The following is a 15993-nucleotide window of genomic DNA, read 5'->3' as shown; positions in this document are numbered from 1 at the left end:
CTCCCTAAAATGAACTCAGCAGCAAATCCGAAACAAATTCAGCCGCATTTTTAATTTTTTGAACTTTCTCAGGCTCTTTCGGGGAAAATCTGATTCGTACAGGGAACTCTACATGTGTCATCCCCGTGGTTTTAATAACCTCAGATGTGCTTTGCACCGTCATGTTTGTTCCATTCAGATAATCCTGAATGACTTCAATGGCTTCACCACTCCAGCCGTAGGAGCCAAAGGCTGCAGCAAGTTTACCTTCCAGATTCATATTGTGCAATTCTTTCAGAATGTTCTCCAGGTTCCCAATCATGTCCGCGTATTTAGTGGAGCTGCCAATAAAGACCGCGTCCGCTGACGTTATGCTGTTCAGAATATCAGTGGCACTACTTTTATCTGCATCCCAGACCTCTGTCTCTATATTATTTTCCTGCAAGCAATCCTGTATGATTTTGGCCATCTTCTTGGTACTGTTTTTGATGGTGGTATATACGATGGTTGCCTTTTTTCCTTGCGTCGTTTCACGGCTCAACCGAATCAAGCATGGAAACAGGATCGTATTGGCCTTTAGAGTAAAAGGCCTCCCATTCCGTTTTCTCCAGTCCAAGCCAATACTGTGCATCAGGATCGATCGGCTCCCCGTCATCGTCGTAACCTGAAGAATCGTCTTCAGATTCATCGATAAGCTCACTTCCATCTACAAGATAGTAAAACTCCTTATCGTTAGCATACAAGCTGTAAGATGTTTCTAAAAGACTGCTAGCGACAGTGCCTGCTGCGGCAAAATTCGGCAGACGGCTGATATCCAGCTTCAGAGTGTTGGTGTTGCTGACACGCACCCCGCCGCTTTGAATATCCTGTTTTTTGGTCACATCCAGATGGAAATTCTTTATTGCTTTGGAGGCTGCTGTTACTTTGCTGATCATTTGATCCGCAGTTACTGCTGATGTTGTAGCTGCAGACACGACTCCAGGATTAGACATCCATCCGATCGTTCCGGACAGCAATAAAGCACCTACTGCCAAACTAGTACCTATTGTTTTGAAAAAACTGTTCATGTACTTCCCCTTTCGGCCCCTTGTGATAATGTAACGCCGTATAGGTCGAAATAATAAAAGAGCTCAAAATAGACTACATATTCTTAGAGCAATCCTTTATGCTTCATAAGACATCCCTATGGCGGCCTGGCGATCATTTCCTTCTGTCGAAAGGCTTTAGACCCATGGCTTTGTGTCATCATCTTTCGATGATTTTACCTTTAACGCGGACATTCAATTAGTTTTAATTAGATTACGGACGCATGTCCCACCGCTAATTTTATCATGGTTATAATTACCTGTAAACGACTTATCTTCCATTCGAATTCGCTATGATACTCAGAAGAAATACTACAATCAAAATGAAAAATGAACGATTACATACGCTTATAAGTCTTATTAATGAGAACAGCAAAGACAGGGGGTGCAGCAAAATGAGTGACCGGGAAATTTTCGAGCTCTATAAAGAACAAGTATATTATTTTTGTTACTACTTAATGAAAAATCAGGCAGATGCGGAGGATATTTCCCAAGAGGTATTTGTAAAAGTTATCTTAGCGGATAAGTCGAAGGTAAGAAACTTGAAATCTTGGATTTTACGAATAGCTTCAAATGAGTGCAACAGTGTGATCAAAAGGCGTAAGACGGGGTGGATGAAAGAAGTACGTAATTATTTACTATCCAGGTCTGAGGAATCAAACCCTGTAGAAAAACGTTTGGATCGACAAGAAACTAAAAAAGAATTACAAGGGTTATACAGTCAGCTTCCCGACAAAATCAGAATGGTAGTAGTCCTTCGTTTTATCAACGAATTGACTGTACCCGAGATCTCTAAAGTTATGAGCATACCCGAAGGAACTGTAAAATCCAGACTGAACAAGGGACTTAAAATACTAAATAGAATGGGTGGAACCCAACTAAAGGAGCTGAATAGTAATGAGTCTCTATCTTGAAAAAGATAAACATATTCCCCGACCGGATTATGATTTGATGTGGACTGCCATAGAACAAGAAGCATATAAACGTCAAAGAAATCTGTATGCCTCCCAGAATACTCCTAGGTCTAATAAAAAGGTTGTTCCTATCAGTATTGTCTTCTCTTGCCTCTTACTTGTAGCCATTCCTGTATTCGCTAGTATGACGATTAATTGGGATAAAATTGGTGGTCGAAGTGTGAGCAATGCATTAAATAACGGCATCGGTCAACAGTATAATCTTCAAACTTCCAGTTCAGGAGTAACAATGAATTTGAACGGTGTTGTAACTGATGGAGAAAAAATGAAAATGCTGTTATCACTTGATACTAACTCTGATCTATCCCAATATACTGGATTTGCTACAGAGGAAAACCTCATGACTAGTGAATCCGGTGCCAAGGCAAAGGTATACGGTTATTTAGAATACGATCCTGAAAGCCAGAAACTCATTGGAGTATATGAGACACCTGATACATTAAAGGATGATAAAAAGGACTACAGGTTTGAAGCTCGGAATCTCATTTTTTACCGTGATCGGAATATTCCCTTACAATCTAATCATAAAGCAGGGGAAACTATCGATACTGGAGTTAAGCAATATCCAAGCATTCAAATCGAATCCGTTCGACATGTTTCCAATCAAACCATTATCCGTTACAAAGTCGCTGCATCACCATCTGACTTAGGACGGGGTAACCCCCATTTGGTAGTTAGTACTGGTGGTCAAGAGAATGAAGCAATTCCAACCATCATGCCTAACGAAGGATCGGATTTATTTATTGAACAGGTTTTCAATATAACTGAATCAGATTGGAAGGAAGCTAGTCTTCATTTTAGTTACATTGAAGAAGCGAAACGATTTTCAGGTACGTGGAAGTTCGATTTTAAAGCAGATGGACAAAAAGCAAGTGAGGCGATTTACACTAAGAAACTGTATAACAATCCTGAATTTCAAGAAAAGACCGGTATAACCTTAGATCAGCTAGTCGTTACCCCTTTGGATATCCAAATTCTAATAGATGAAAATGATTCTCTTAAAAAAGGAATTGTCCACTATAATACCGCTCAGTTGGTTATAGGTGATCAAACAATCACTGGGGGTTGGAATTTGAAGGGAGATCATTCCGAAAGCTACCAGCATTTATTTCAATTCGAATCTCCGGAATGGTATAACGACTGGTCCGATGTTCCAATGAAACTTATATTAAAGGATGCTGTCATTGAGAAACGTGATACTACTAAGAATTGGATCACTATAAACAAACCTAAAGAAGAAAAGCAGTTCACTTCACTTGATGTCGATGGGTTAAAAATTGAATTCACTTACTATACTGAGGGGGAAAATTTGATTGTCGAATCAACATCCAAATCTTCTGGCTTCAAAAGCGTTAACCAAACTACGTTATGGATTAATGGCAAAGAAGTTGTGCCAGAAATTACACCTAAGGGCATGATATCTACAGGAACTAATATTGATAACTACAAAGATATCCCTTTCGACGAAAAAATCGAACTGAACCCTGGTATCTATAAATATAGCGATCCTAGCCGGAACGAGGAAATTAAACTTTAATACAGGAAGTTAATCTAAGGGCGGATTATTTTTAATAGAATCAATTCTGTTTATGTATCTCTTTTATTTCCTTCACAACAAAAAAAGCATAGAACGGACTCAAGTCCGCTTTATGCTTTCCATAATTAAGATAAACAATATTTAACCAGCGCATCTCGCACACCATGCTCGTTGTTAGACCCCGTTACAGCATTCGCTGCCGCTTTGACCTCAACCGGAGAATTATCCATCGCAACACCCATACCCGCGTATGTAAGCATAGAAATATCATTAAAATAATTACCGATCGAAAGAACTTCCTCTTGCGGAATTCCCAGCTTCACAGCCAGATTCTTCAAGGCGTTGCCCTTGGAGGCTTCCGGATGCATCAAATCAACGAAAAATTCACCACTGCGCAAAATATTGTACTCATGGGTCCAAGTACGCCATTCACGTTCAGCTTCGTCAAGGATTTCTGATTGTGTAAATACAGTAAACTTAACAACCGGTTCACGGAAATCTTCCCATGCAGGCAGTGTAGCCGGTACGATACGGAAGTGTTCATACATATAATTGGCTTCTTTGGTCAGGTTTTCTACATTATCTACATACATATCAAAAGCCGTATTCACATCATAATGAATATCATGCTTTCTACAATAATCAATATAAGGGTCAAGACCACGAGCATCCATACCGTATTGGTGCAGCACTTCCCGATCTTTCACACGAACCGTAGCAGCTCCGTTATGACCCAACACATAACCAGATAATCCCATTTCCTCCATGAAAGGAATCGAGTTCTGCGGACTGCGGCCGGTACATAACACGATTTGCCCGCCAAGACGCGTAACCTCAGCAATGGCTTCTTTATTCTCAGCGCTCAAGTGGTGATCATCATTCAACAGTGTACCATCTACATCTAGTGCAATCAGTTTGTATCTCATACTCCCACCATCCTTGTCTTTCTTTTTCTATATATATTGAACCTGGCTATTTGAGTTAAGTTTCAGTCGCAACTGCTATCCCAAGTTTCCAAATTCAATTTATATACCATTTTTTCTATATATTATTATTCTGATGCTTCTGTACTTAAGAGTGCCAGTTCCTCTAGCGTAAGTTCACGACTAGCTCCCAGTGGCAGGCTTTCATCCAGCTTCAATTCTCCCATAGATACTCGTTTCAGAAAAGTGACTTTTTTGCCGACAGCTTGGAACATTCGCTTCACCTGGTGAAACTTTCCTTCTGTGATGATCAGCGAAATATGTGAGATTACTTTACTGCCGCGTTCTCTTCCCAATATAGTTAGCTGTGCAGGTAAAGTAACATATCCATCTTCCAGCTCGACACCTGCCGCAAAAGCCGCTACATCGTCTGCATCTACGTCTCCCTCAACTGTAGCTTCATACGTCTTAGGGACATGCTTGCGTGGCGATAGTAGCTCGTGAGCAAGCTTTCCATCATTGGTGAGCAGAAGCAGCCCTACTGTGTCCTTATCTAACCTTCCTACAGGAAAAGGTTCAAACTGTACATATTCCTGTTTTAAAAGATCCAGAACGGTCCGATCCCGCTTGTCCTCTGTTGCCGAGAGGACTCTCGGTGGCTTATTCATCATAAGATAAATAAATTCGCGATAGGTAACAAGCTCGCCGCCAACCACAATTTTATCGTGATAAGGGTCTACATGAAATCCACTATCCTTGACGACTGCACCATTCACGGTAATTAAACCTTGCTTTGCTTGTTTACGAATATCGCTGCGGGATCCTACCCCCATATGGGACAATACTTTATCTAAACGCTGCTTTTTTGCAGTTTTCCCTGATAGGCTCATTCTTACATCCACCTCCAGCCTGCGGGATATTCATTCTTGAGCACACCGTCCTGCCACTTCCCCCAGCCTGCACTATAACCATCTATGCAGACCAGAACGTATCCTTTTTGGGTAGTTCCTATTTTAATAGAGAGACGTTCTTGACCAATCAACAATGTCTCTCCTTTAAGATAGGAAATAGCTTCATTACTCGTACTGGAAAGTGAGACACTTCGGCAGCTCTCTTCAGGGTGTAACGCGGTAGCCATTGGATGTCCTGGGATAAATCTGCCGTTACGGACATGTCCTACGTACCATCCTGGACGAATCGCCTTTAATCCATTTAATCTTTCCTTAGGTAGTGGGGAGATGTACAGATGATCACCGAAGAAAATCGGATACCCTTTTGGCTCCCAGCCAAGCTGATCTTTTATAAAATCTCCATATGCAGCCAAGGCTTGCTCTTCTCCAGATCCTTGACGGCCACGTTCAGCCCCAGCAGCAGATTTATTAGAGAACTTACCTTCTTTCCTTCGTCTGGCTTCTGGTTTGTTTGCGGATTTAATATGATCAGTGCCTTTTTTATTCGTATTCCGTGTAACTGCGCTCAACTTAACTTCGGCTTGATCACGTTCCTCCGCAGATACCTTTGGCCCCACATGCTGCAGCACAGCCATGAAATGTCCTTCACCTTTTACTTTATGCGGCCATAGTCTTGCCGTCCCTGATAGTTCTCCAAAACCAGGAGCAAATGAGCCAGTGCCTCCAACTGTAATCACCGAAAACTGTGGATGTTCAGAAATAAACTCCGCTATAATTTCCTCATTTTCTTCTGTAGCAAATGTACAGGTCGAATAGACAAGTGTACCTCCCGGTGCCAACGCTGTTGCAGCAGAACGTAAAATATCCCGCTGCATGGCAGCATATTTGGCAGGTGTACCTGAATCCCACTGCTTCACCATGTCTTCGTCTTTACGGAACATCCCTTCACCTGAGCATGGAGCATCAATCAAGATTTTGTCAAAATAAAGCGGGAATGCCGCTGCAATATGATCTGGACTTTCGTTTAGTACGATACCGTTGCGCACCCCATACAGCTCTAGATTTTTGGCTAAGGCTTTCGTGCGCTCTGGATGAAGATCATTGGTAACCAACAAGCCTTCTCCTGAGAGCTTGGCAGAAATCTGTGTGGATTTGCCCCCAGGTGCAGCGCATAAATCAAGGACACGATCTCCTGGCTGTACATCAAGTAGTTCCACAGGTGCCATAGCGCTTGGCTCTTGAATGTAATACAATCCCGCGTGATAATGTGGATGTTTACCTGGTCTGGCCCCATCCTCTGTATAAAATCCGGTTGGACACCACGGAATGGGTTCCAGCTCTAAAGTGGAAAGAGCTTGCAATTTCTCCACTGAAATTTTCAAGGTATTAACACGAACGCCTCCGTTAGGGGTCTCCTTGTACGAATCCGCAAATTGATTATAGTCCGTTCCCAGCAAGTCCATCATACGCTCGCTGAAAGAACTGGGCAGTTGTGCCGCCATGATGCCGTCCTCCTGATAGTACTGCTAAAATTTAGGTGTTTAAATATTCAAGGAACACCCTTACGGGTGTCCCTTTGGCAATACTCATTTATAGAGGATCATTATTTACGATGAGATGAGGTCGGTCTTTGAGGACCTCGTCGTTGAGGATTATTCGGTGTGATCACCTTAGCCGCAGAGTTCACTTCATCCGCTAGACCTTGATCAATGATTTCTATAGTCAGATCATAATAAGAAAATGGCTGCTGCTCAGACTCCATGCGGCGAACATAATCCTTCACTTCCACCACTAGCTTAGCCAAATTAATGCCGAGTGTCACTGCTGAATATTCTTCCAGCTTGGCAGCAGCCCCGCTTAACATAATCGTTGCACCACGCATATTATTATTACGGCAATGGTACAACCCAACAGCTACTTGGAGAAGTGCTTTGTACAATGGGTCGCGTTGCTTGGCAAGCCATAGCTCTTCGAGCACCTCGTGACATTCGAAATAATCCCGGTCACGATTAAAGTACACTAGATAAGCCAAGTACAACGGATCATAAGCCATCCGGCAAACTATCCTTTTTAGCTGCGGAGAGAAGTCCCCGTACATGATCCAGAAGCTCCTTCATCGCTTCCATGTCCTGAGCCTGCCATATTTCGTTAAATCGAGCCTGAGTATCTATAGCCTCATTCACCAAGTGATAGAAATACAATTGATGAATAGATTTGAGAATTTGAGTCGTCATATTCGAGTTTTCCTCGAAGGTCTTTTGCGCTTCCAGGATTTCATCACGAATACTGGACATTTCGCTGTCCAAGATGGAGGCTGCTTCAGCTGCGGTTTTCAGGCGCACTCGCATTTCATCCGGCAAGCTTTCCCGATATTTATAATTCAGAGAGTGCTCTATGGTTGCCCAAAAATTCATAGCTAGTGTACGAATTTGGATCTCTGCGAGCACTATTTTTTGTCCCAGAGCTGTCTGCACAGGATATTTAATAATCATATGAAAGCTGCGATAGCCGCTCTCTTTATAATTGGTAATGTAATCCTTCTCATACAGGACTTCAAGATCCTTACGAGCCCGGATATATTCGGCCACTCTGCGGATATCCTCCACGAACTGGCACATAATCCGGATCCCGGCTATATCTTCAATGCCTGTCTCCAGATCCTCCATCTTCACATTCAGGCGCTTAGCCTTTTCCAAAATGCTTGACAGCCGCTTTACACGGCCAGTTACGAATTCAATCGGCGTGTATTCCTCTCTTTTCTTCAACTCCGAACGCATTGTTTTGAATTTAACTTTCAATTCTTCCACAGTCTGTTCATATGGAAGCAAAAAAGTTCCCCAGTCCCTGCCGTCCATCGCCTTCGTCCTCCTGTCCTTTCGACTCCTTCAATCAGTGATGATCAGCACCCACTGCTTCAGAGATATGACTGAATCCGTCCCGCCGTAAGAGCTGCCGTAATCCGGCATGCAGCCTGCGGTTAACCTCCGGTCCTTCGTAGATGAGTGCTGTATAAATTTCGACCAGACTTGCGCCTGCTCTTATCTTGTCATACGCATCCTGACTGGTGAATATGCCCCCTGAACCTATGATCGGCATCTTCCCTTCAGTCTGGCGATAAATCCTACGAATGATTTCCGTTGACCGGTCACGAAGTGGCTTACCGCTTAATCCACCTGTCTCATTAGCCTTTTCATGACTAAGTCCATCCCGGTTCAACGTAGTATTCGTAGCAATAATACCATCCATACCAGCTTCTGTCAGTGATTGAACCATATACTCCAATTCAGAGTCACTTACATCTGGAGCAATCTTAACCAACAAGCTCTTATTCATGCCTGTGGCTTTACGCTGAATCTCCATTTCTTCCTTTACTTGTGCTAGCAGGAACGCTAATTCGCTGCCATGCTGGAGACTGCGCAGCCCCGGTGTATTTGGTGAGCTGATATTGACCACAAAAAAATCACCGTACGGATAAAGCGTACGGATACACTGACGATAATCTTCATGAGCCGCTTCATTACTAGTTATTTTATTCCGTCCAATATTTACTGCTATTGGAATTCTGCGATTTTTTAATTTTTTTAGACGCTCTGCCATAGCGTCAGCCCCTTCGTTATTGAAGCCCATACGATTGATCAGAGCTTCATCAGAGGGAAGACGGAACAAACGCGGGCTATCATTACCCGGTTGACCCTTAGGGGTAACCGTCCCCACTTCCATAAATCCGAATCCGATCGAAGAGAATCCAGAAACGGCCTCGGCATTCTTATCCAAGCCTGCTGCCAGTCCAACTGGAGTCGGAAAATGTATGCCAAACAGATCAACTGCTAAATCTGCCGTTTCAGGAACGCCATACATTAAACGCAATGCCGCGCTTCCCCCTGGAACTGATGATGATTTATCCAATCCACCTATGACGAGATGGTGAGCCTTCTCAGGGTCCAGCTTAAAGAAAATTGGTTTACCAAAATTACGATACAACACCGTTCTCGCTCCTTAAGGGGTACTTCACTAATCCACGTGTCTACCCGATTCTGTAGGTTTCTTCTTAATTTTAGCCTTTTCTTGAACAAAAGAAAAGCATTTTACCCTGTAAGTGTGCAGAGAGCTTAACCCAAAGTATAGTAATTTTCTTGTAAACGCATTACAATATAGGGGTAATCAGCGATTAAGAGAGAAAGAAGGTATGCTGGATGTCAACTAAACGTAAACCACCAACTTTGCAGCAAAAGAAAGAAGAAGTTAATCGTAAAGCGCTAATGTGGATCGGCGTAAGCTTAACTTTACTAATTCTTCTCATCATCGTTCTGTTTATAGTTGCCGGGAACTAATTCAGCCAGTGGTACACTTTGTGGGGGTTGGTCTGATCATACGGAGCAGCAGGGTTGAAGCGTTTCGCCGGCAGCAGCTGCTTTTCAGGCAGAACCCCTTTACTTATCACCACTTTTGTTCCTTTTGGAATCATAGCGAATAGTTCTTCCACATCTTCTCGACTCATCCGAATACAGCCAAGGGATTCATCCTTGCCGACACTTTCTGGGTCATTGGTGCCATGAATAGCGTAATTACTATCTGAAAGTTGTAGTCCGCGGCTTCCGAACTCCCCATTATCATGACCATTTGGATTGACCACTTTATCTGTAATGATGAAGTTGCCTTCCGGAGTCTTGTCTCCCCCAAGCCCTACTTCATAATTTCGTAGAATGACAGAGCCGCTGACTACTGCCAAGCGGTGTTTTTGTTTATCCACAATCACTCTAAGCGGCTGGTCAAAAAAGGGAACGCCCTTTCCACTACTTCCACTCTCACTTAACGCTGTCGGTATGACCATTCCCGCCTCAGCAGTTGAGCTTGGAGGCTCACCCGCAACTTCCGGTGTACCCAGTGCCTTAGCAGTTGCTATATCCTTTAGAGATTTGAACTCACGCTTCATAACTGGTGTCGTCCCGCCAATCCAATTTTCCGGAAAAGGTCTGGTCAATTCCGCCAAAGAAGCCGGAAGCTTGCCTTTATGATTCTGATAAGCCCTCATTGCACTCCATAAGGTAGCTAACTCCTCTTGATCCCCCTGCCACTTAGCTGCATCCACCGCAAGTTCCCCTTGCTCTGGCGGTTCGCATGCACATGCCGCTGGATCATAAGATTGGTAAACCAACCGTCCGTTCCCATTCTTCTGCAGTGTGGAATTAAGCGGAAGCTTCTCTTTCCACAGCAGCCACTTCCCTTCCCGCTCCATGCCCAAAATAGCAGCTTGAAACGGTTCCTCGCGCATTAGCATAGTTGCCATCAGCTTCCCTGACGAAGCCGAAGCTCTACTCTCTTGCGCTGTATACATCATTTTTCGTGCCTCTAGAACGGGTTCCTTCTCAACGTCTTTTTGATCAAGCGGATCTTTAACTTCAGAAGTAATCGTGTCTTGAACCGTATCCTGATCTCCCGCAATATCTAGACCCGGAGCCACAGCCGATGGCACCATAACCAGTAATAGAAGCATTAGCCCAAGCATAATGTAGCGGAATCTTTGCTGCCTTCGGTCCCGCTGGCGGCTTGCCTGAAGCAGCCCTTCCTCATATTCCCGTAGCGTTTCCGCAGGCACCTTACTATGCTCGAAAGCTTCATATACTTCTCCAGCCTGATTGAAGCAATAGTTAGCTTTCCCCTGTTGACCGTTCTTATAGTATTCCTTACCCAGCAAGTACCATGCCATCTTATTGTCTGGATGCATCTGTACATATGCTTTGAGGTGCTGAGAATTTTTCATCGGAACCTCCGAAATTTTATAATTCCTTCCTACATTAATATCGGTCAGACATCGCAAAAAAGACATCCCTAGCTGAACAAAAGTTCGCAGGAGATGTCTTTATGTTGTGCTAGAAGTTACAAAATCCCGGCTAATTAGCCCTCTTTGTTAAAAGGCTCATCCGCAATTTTAATAGAGTCGGTTGGGCATCCATCACAAGAATCCTGGAGATCATCAAACAAATCATCCGGAATCACTGTGATGCCGTGGTTTCCGTCATTTTCATAAATAACTTCAGCCAAACCTTCATCATCGTAATCAAAAATATCAGGAGCCGTTGCGCCACATGCACCGCAAGCGATACAAGTGTCTTTTTCGACCCAAGTGTACTTAGCCATTTTATCTCTGCCTCCCGTTGAACAATACAGCGCTGTTGTACCAGCGTCTTATATTTTCTCATATTAATATAAAAAGAATACAATTTCAATTGATTTTCAATACGTTTGCATTTCTGACGCATTCTACGGCATCTATTTTGACATGTTATAGAATGTTCTTGTTACTCTTTATCAGACTCGACAGATAGAAGATTATCCTTTTGCAACGAAGTGCCACGTTCTTTATGATTGCGAAGCCTTGCAGAGTGAGAATCGCTTAACATCCCGGCGGTCAACACTGCATTTTCACCGAATTTATTACGTAGCATGTCCATAGTCTTGTTAAGAGATTCTTTCTTAGGCTGACGTTCGTAATCGAACAAATCAAGCTGAATGGCGGAATCCTCTTTAGCAATCAAGCCCTGCAGGGTCACACCCAGCAGCCGCACAGGCTTCTCCCCATTCCAATGACGAACATATAGATCGCAGACGGACTTGTAGATATCCTCCCCACTCTCCGAAGGAGCCTCTAGCTGACGCGAACGGGTTATGGTCTTCATATCGGGTGTCCGAATCGTCAGCTGCACCCCTGAGGCAACAAGACCTTGCTTACGCAAGCGCCGGGCTACCTGATCACTTAAATTCAACAAAATCGGTCGTACCTCAGCAAGACCTATGACATCCCGCGGCAATGTTGTGGTGTGGCCAATCGACTTACTCTGCTCCCGCTCAGGGTTAACGATCCCATGATCAATACCGTTGCCTGCACGCTTTAGCCATGAGCCCATAACTCCGAAATTCTCAACCAGCATATTTTCATCAGCCGCTGCTAATTGACCAATACTGTAAATGCCCAGTTTGCGGAGCTTTTCTGCTGTTTTTCCACCAATGCCGAACATTTCATTACAGGGCTTGTCCCATAAAATCTTAGGCACATCCCGCAGCCGCAGCACCGAAATGCCGTTTGGCTTTTTTAAATCGGAAGCCATTTTCGCAAGCAGCTTATTGGGAGCGATCCCCACTGAGCATGGCAAGCCCAATTCTTCCATTATACGGCGCTGAATCGTCTCCGCTATTTCCATGGGTGTACCGAATTGTCTGGAGCCAGTTATATCAAGGTAACATTCATCGATGGACACTGCTTCCAGTAACGGAGTATAGCTATATGCAATCTGCATAAAAGCATTAGAATATTTGCGGTATAAATGGAAGTCCGGTTTAATAACGATAAGCGATGGACAAATACGAAGCGCCTTCTGAACCTGCATTCCCGTCGAAATCCCCATTCTGCGGGCGACGTAGGAACAAGTCACTATGATCCCTTTCCGCAATTCAACACTACCCGCAACCGCAGTAGCTTTGCCTCTATATTGGTCAGGGTCCTCTGCCTCATGCACAGAGCAGTAAAAAGCATTCATATCGACATGCAGGATAACCCTGCCACTCGTTGGATAATACTGATCAACATTCTGCACAATATCTACCTTCTTATCCTCAGGTTTTCTATTGTCCAATTTAGAATAACTCTCCGCTGCGGTTAGGTCAACTTAAGAGGCTGTAAAGTTCTTTGTTACATTCCCGCGTAAAAATGCTATAATATATAAATTCATTTCCCTATAAGGAGGACTCTCATGTCTAAGTCCATCTCCATCTTCGATACTACATTACGCGACGGCACCCAAGGTGAAGGCATCAGTCTGTCGGCTGACGACAAGCTGAAGATTGCCAAGAAACTCGATGATCTGGGTGTGCACTATATTGAAGGTGGCATCCCGGGAAGCAACAATAAAGACATTGAATTTTTCAAAAGAGTCAAGGAGCTTCATCTGAACGCCAAAATTACAGCGTTCGGCAGCACTCGGCGGAAGAATTCCTTGGCCGAAAACGATGACAATTTAAAACGTATGATTGACGCAGGGGTTCCTGCTGCTACACTCGTCGGAAAATCTTGGGATTTTCATGTACACACTGCATTACAGACTACGCTTGAGGAGAATCTCGCCATGATCGGCGACTCCATATCCTACTTGAAACGCCAAGGCCTTGAAGTGATTTTTGATGCCGAGCATTTCTTCGACGGATACAAGAATAACCCTGAATATGCAGCAGCTGTTCTGTCCAAAGCTCGGGAAGCCGGAGCAGATTGGCTTGTAATGTGCGATACCAATGGTGGGACCTTACCTTACGAAATTCATGAGATTGTTACCGCTCTAAATCAACAATTGCCCGGAGCCAATCTTGGAATTCATACTCACAATGACTGTGAGCTAGCGGTTGCCAATGCACTTAGCGCCATCGGAGCTGGAGCACGGCAAGTACAAGGTACCATTAATGGTTACGGTGAACGGTGTGGTAACGCCAACCTATGTTCTATTATTCCTACACTACAGATCAAAATGGGTTATCACTGTATTCCAGGCGATTCATTATCGCAGCTTACCAACACTGCCCGCTATATTAGTGAAGTGGCTAATGTTAATCTGCCGGTAAATCAGCCTTATGTCGGAAATGCAGCTTTCGCACACAAAGGTGGAATCCATGTCTCCGCCATCATGCGTGATTCACGGACCTATGAGCATATCGCTCCCGAGCTTGTCGGGAACAAGCAGCGTGTGCTGGTTTCCGAACTTGCCGGACAGAGCAATGTACTCTCCAAAGCGCAGGACATGGGTTTAAATCTGGATCCAAGCAGCGAGCAGGCTCGCCGGGTAATCGAGAAGATCAAAACGATGGAACATCAAGGTTATCAATTTGAAGGTGCCGATGCCTCACTGGAGCTACTCCTTCGGGAAGCTACCGGCGAGATGAATGAAACCTTTACCTTTGAATCCTTCAAGATGTTAGTTGAGAAAACCGCAGAACATCCAGTAGTATCTGAAGCGTTCGTTAAGCTGAAAGTTGGCAGTGAGAATCTTTATACTGCTGCTGAAGGTAACGGTCCAGTCAACGCACTCGATAACGCGCTTCGTAAAGCATTACAGACCTATTTCCCACAATTAAAGGAAATGCATCTATCCGACTATAAAGTCCGTGTAATAGATGAACAGGATCAGACTGCAGCGAAGGTAAGGGTATTGATTGAATCCAAGAACTTCACAGACACCTGGAGTACGGTTGGTGTCTCCAGTAACGTAATTGAAGCCAGCTGGGAGGCACTTGTTGACAGTATGCGCTACGCGCTTCTCAATGAGCTCTCATTGGAGAATGAGAAGACGACCAGCAATGAACCTAGAGGCCTGGTCAATCATTAATTGATCACTTATAGAATTTTGTAAGACAAAAAGAAGCTTCCCAAAAGTAGAATTCTACTTATAGGGCAGCTTCTTTTTTATTAAATAGGCTATATAACGGACTATTACTTTAGCCCATAGACTATGGGCGGTGGGCGGTGGGCGGTGTGTGGTGTGTGGTGTGTGGTGTGCAGTGGGCGTTGAGGGATGTACGGGATGCATGGGGTGCGAGTTCGGGTGCGGGATGTGGGGGATGCGAGTGCGGGTTCGTGGCGAGGTAGAGTAATTGGGGAAAAACTCCCTGAAAATAGCCGATATTCGCTATAAATGAACGGAAATAGGGAATTCCTCCCTAAAAATCAAGGTGATTTCATTATTTTCCACCAAAACAGCTAGATTAGAGGGGTATTTTCCCTAATTATTCGTTGAATGACCCGAGATCTCGAAATAATAGGGAGAAATTCCCCAATTGTTCTAACGAGGCTTCTTTCGGGTTTCCAGCCATTTCTGCTCCACGGTATAGTGAAATTACTGCTTGTGGTCTACTATAGCAAATCGCGGCTGACCAAAAACGCAGATCAGCGATCCTCCAATAAGAAGAATCGCTGATCTGTAGACTTTTGCTGTTTGGAGAAAAAAACAGATCTGTCTCCATATGGGACAGCCTGCTTCATGATTCGGTAAGCTTGATTATTTTCTCCTCCAACTCTTCAGGACTAAGAATACCTAGAATAATCTCAGAGATCACTCCATTCTTATCAATGAGCACATTGGTGGGAAAAACAGCTCCATTATATTTGCTGTACACCTCATCTTTTACATCAAACATAACCGGAAACACAAGACCGTATTTCTTGATAAAACGTTCAGCATTGGGTTTATAATCCTGACTGCTCACATTAATACCGTAAATATCTAGTACATCCTTATACTTAGTGGCCATAGTATTAAGTTCAGGAGCTTCCTGCTGGCAGGGATCACACCATGAAGCCCAGAAATTAAGGATTACCGCTTTATCTCTGGGGCCATCAACAACATAGGTAGTCCCATCTGTTCCCTGAAGTGAAAACGAAGGTGCACGCAGTCCAGCCTTAGGTCCGCTCTTCATCGGCAGCTCATTTTGCTGCGCAAGCACAGCTTCTGCTTTTGGCTCACGATTATGCCACACCGTAAACACAGCAACACATACAACTATGAGCAATACTGTTATATTTAATTTGTTACTTGCTTTCATAGT

At 44.0% G+C, this 15993-nt stretch carries 16 protein-coding genes, 1 pseudogene and 1 riboswitch; of the genes and pseudogenes, 4 read left to right on the top strand and 13 right to left on the bottom strand.

Translation table 11 applies throughout. The features are described from left to right. Positions 1–4: 4 nt before the first annotated feature. Both MKZ09_RS11400 and MKZ09_RS11395 read right to left on the bottom strand, forming a co-directional pair. Positions 5–520 (bottom strand): annotated as a pseudogene (locus MKZ09_RS11400) (flavodoxin domain-containing protein); the annotation flags it as partial. Next, positions 510–914: a hypothetical protein gene (locus MKZ09_RS11395; protein ID WP_341041858.1), complete on the bottom strand. Its 405-nt coding sequence runs from the start codon at positions 912–914 to the stop codon at positions 510–512. The gene MKZ09_RS11395 and the pseudogene MKZ09_RS11400, both read right to left, overlap by 11 nt. Before the next feature lie 249 nt (positions 915–1163). Continuing rightward, a riboswitch (cyclic di-GMP riboswitch) is annotated at positions 1164–1255 on the bottom strand. Between the two features lie 204 nt (positions 1256–1459). On the opposite strand from MKZ09_RS11395, the gene MKZ09_RS11390 reads away from it, so the two are divergent. Together MKZ09_RS11390 and MKZ09_RS11385 are read left to right on the top strand one after the other, a co-directional pair. Further along, a complete protein-coding gene (locus tag MKZ09_RS11390; RefSeq protein ID WP_076204779.1) occupies positions 1460–1978 on the top strand; it encodes an RNA polymerase sigma factor in 519 nt (172 codons plus the stop codon). Continuing rightward, complete coding sequence (locus MKZ09_RS11385) at positions 1962–3575, top strand: DUF4179 domain-containing protein (protein ID WP_076204782.1); 1614 nt, start codon at positions 1962–1964, stop codon at positions 3573–3575. Before MKZ09_RS11390 ends, MKZ09_RS11385 begins: the two co-directional genes overlap by 17 nt. Before the next feature lie 125 nt (positions 3576–3700). Here the strand turns inward: MKZ09_RS11385 and MKZ09_RS11380 are convergent, their stop codons facing one another. From MKZ09_RS11380 to MKZ09_RS11355, 6 genes are all read right to left on the bottom strand, one after another. Next, positions 3701–4501: a Cof-type HAD-IIB family hydrolase gene (locus tag MKZ09_RS11380; protein ID WP_076133621.1), complete on the bottom strand. Its 801-nt coding sequence runs from the start codon at positions 4499–4501 to the stop codon at positions 3701–3703. Between the two features lie 125 nt (positions 4502–4626). Continuing rightward, positions 4627–5388 (bottom strand): pseudouridine synthase, encoded by a 762-nt coding sequence (locus MKZ09_RS11375; RefSeq protein WP_076204785.1) that lies wholly within the window; start codon positions 5386–5388, stop codon positions 4627–4629. Between the two features lie 2 nt (positions 5389–5390). Further along, positions 5391–6911 carry an RsmB/NOP family class I SAM-dependent RNA methyltransferase gene (locus MKZ09_RS11370; protein WP_076204788.1) on the bottom strand — a complete coding sequence of 507 codons (1521 nt, stop codon included), beginning with the start codon at positions 6909–6911 and terminating at the stop codon, positions 5391–5393. 101 nt (positions 6912–7012) lie between these two features. Next, a complete protein-coding gene (locus tag MKZ09_RS11365) occupies positions 7013–7462 on the bottom strand; it encodes a DUF309 domain-containing protein (RefSeq protein WP_076133624.1) in 450 nt (149 codons plus the stop codon). After that, positions 7452–8264, bottom strand: coding sequence for a GTP pyrophosphokinase (locus MKZ09_RS11360; RefSeq protein WP_036689325.1), 813 nt, complete (start codon positions 8262–8264; stop codon positions 7452–7454). The genes MKZ09_RS11365 and MKZ09_RS11360 overlap by 11 nt, the downstream gene beginning before the upstream one ends. A 34-nt stretch (positions 8265–8298) precedes the next feature. Next, entirely contained in the window at positions 8299–9393 is a 1095-nt protein-coding gene (locus MKZ09_RS11355; RefSeq protein ID WP_076133625.1) for a quinone-dependent dihydroorotate dehydrogenase, read from the bottom strand. Between the two features lie 209 nt (positions 9394–9602). Here MKZ09_RS11355 and MKZ09_RS11350 point away from each other — a divergent pair, with 209 nt between their 5' ends. Then, positions 9603–9740, top strand: a complete 138-nt coding sequence (locus MKZ09_RS11350; protein WP_167348489.1) for a hypothetical protein — start codon at positions 9603–9605, stop codon at positions 9738–9740. Here MKZ09_RS11350 and MKZ09_RS11345 read toward each other — a convergent pair. The 3 genes from MKZ09_RS11345 to MKZ09_RS11335 form a co-directional block, all read right to left on the bottom strand. Further along, entirely contained in the window at positions 9737–11170 is a 1434-nt protein-coding gene (locus MKZ09_RS11345) for a L,D-transpeptidase (RefSeq protein ID WP_076204792.1), read from the bottom strand. The two genes, MKZ09_RS11350 and MKZ09_RS11345, sit on opposite strands and share 4 nt — an antisense overlap. Before the next feature lie 134 nt (positions 11171–11304). After that, positions 11305–11547 (bottom strand): ferredoxin, encoded by a 243-nt coding sequence (locus MKZ09_RS11340; protein WP_076133627.1) that lies wholly within the window; start codon positions 11545–11547, stop codon positions 11305–11307. 161 nt (positions 11548–11708) lie between these two features. Then, the gene (locus MKZ09_RS11335) at positions 11709–13040 is read right to left on the bottom strand and encodes a DNA polymerase IV (protein WP_282579938.1); all 1332 of its coding nucleotides are present in this window, start codon (positions 13038–13040) and stop codon (positions 11709–11711) included. Positions 13041–13157: 117 nt separating this feature from the next. Between MKZ09_RS11335 and cimA the strand changes: the two genes are divergently transcribed. Then, a complete protein-coding gene (cimA, locus tag MKZ09_RS11330) occupies positions 13158–14777 on the top strand; it encodes a citramalate synthase (protein WP_036689313.1) in 1620 nt (539 codons plus the stop codon). A 397-nt stretch (positions 14778–15174) separates the two neighbouring features. Here the strand turns inward: cimA and MKZ09_RS11325 are convergent, their stop codons facing one another. Continuing rightward, positions 15175–15411 carry a hypothetical protein gene (locus MKZ09_RS11325; protein WP_076204795.1) on the bottom strand — a complete coding sequence of 79 codons (237 nt, stop codon included), beginning with the start codon at positions 15409–15411 and terminating at the stop codon, positions 15175–15177. Between the two features lie 15 nt (positions 15412–15426). After that, positions 15427–15990: a TlpA family protein disulfide reductase gene (locus MKZ09_RS11320; protein WP_076133629.1), complete on the bottom strand. Its 564-nt coding sequence runs from the start codon at positions 15988–15990 to the stop codon at positions 15427–15429. Positions 15991–15993 lie beyond the last annotated feature (3 nt).

The organism is Paenibacillus sp. FSL R5-0908, from assembly GCF_038006245.1.
GTDB lineage: Bacteria > Bacillota > Bacilli > Paenibacillales > Paenibacillaceae > Paenibacillus_AQ > Paenibacillus_AQ odorifer.
The sequence above is the reverse complement of the archived record's forward strand: the minus strand, read 5'-3'. Positions and strand labels throughout refer to the sequence as shown.

Coding starts and splice junctions, on each gene's coding strand:
- MKZ09_RS11395 (WP_341041858.1), bottom strand. CDS start 914: ATGATCAGCAAAGTAACAGCAGCCTCCAAAGCAATAAAGAATTTCCAT.
- MKZ09_RS11390 (WP_076204779.1), top strand. CDS start 1,460: ATGAGTGACCGGGAAATTTTCGAGCTCTATAAAGAACAAGTATATTAT.
- MKZ09_RS11385 (WP_076204782.1), top strand. CDS start 1,962: ATGAGTCTCTATCTTGAAAAAGATAAACATATTCCCCGACCGGATTAT.
- MKZ09_RS11380 (WP_076133621.1), bottom strand. CDS start 4,501: ATGAGATACAAACTGATTGCACTAGATGTAGATGGTACACTGTTGAAT.
- MKZ09_RS11375 (WP_076204785.1), bottom strand. CDS start 5,388: ATGAGCCTATCAGGGAAAACTGCAAAAAAGCAGCGTTTAGATAAAGTA.
- MKZ09_RS11370 (WP_076204788.1), bottom strand. CDS start 6,911: ATGGCGGCACAACTGCCCAGTTCTTTCAGCGAGCGTATGATGGACTTG.
- MKZ09_RS11365 (WP_076133624.1), bottom strand. CDS start 7,462: ATGGCTTATGATCCGTTGTACTTGGCTTATCTAGTGTACTTTAATCGT.
- MKZ09_RS11360 (WP_036689325.1), bottom strand. CDS start 8,264: ATGGACGGCAGGGACTGGGGAACTTTTTTGCTTCCATATGAACAGACT.
- MKZ09_RS11350 (WP_167348489.1), top strand. CDS start 9,603: ATGTCAACTAAACGTAAACCACCAACTTTGCAGCAAAAGAAAGAAGAA.
- MKZ09_RS11345 (WP_076204792.1), bottom strand. CDS start 11,170: ATGAAAAATTCTCAGCACCTCAAAGCATATGTACAGATGCATCCAGAC.
- MKZ09_RS11340 (WP_076133627.1), bottom strand. CDS start 11,547: ATGGCTAAGTACACTTGGGTCGAAAAAGACACTTGTATCGCTTGCGGT.
- cimA (WP_036689313.1), top strand. CDS start 13,158: ATGTCTAAGTCCATCTCCATCTTCGATACTACATTACGCGACGGCACC.
- MKZ09_RS11325 (WP_076204795.1), bottom strand. CDS start 15,411: ATGGAGACAGATCTGTTTTTTTCTCCAAACAGCAAAAGTCTACAGATC.
- MKZ09_RS11320 (WP_076133629.1), bottom strand. CDS start 15,990: ATGAAAGCAAGTAACAAATTAAATATAACAGTATTGCTCATAGTTGTA.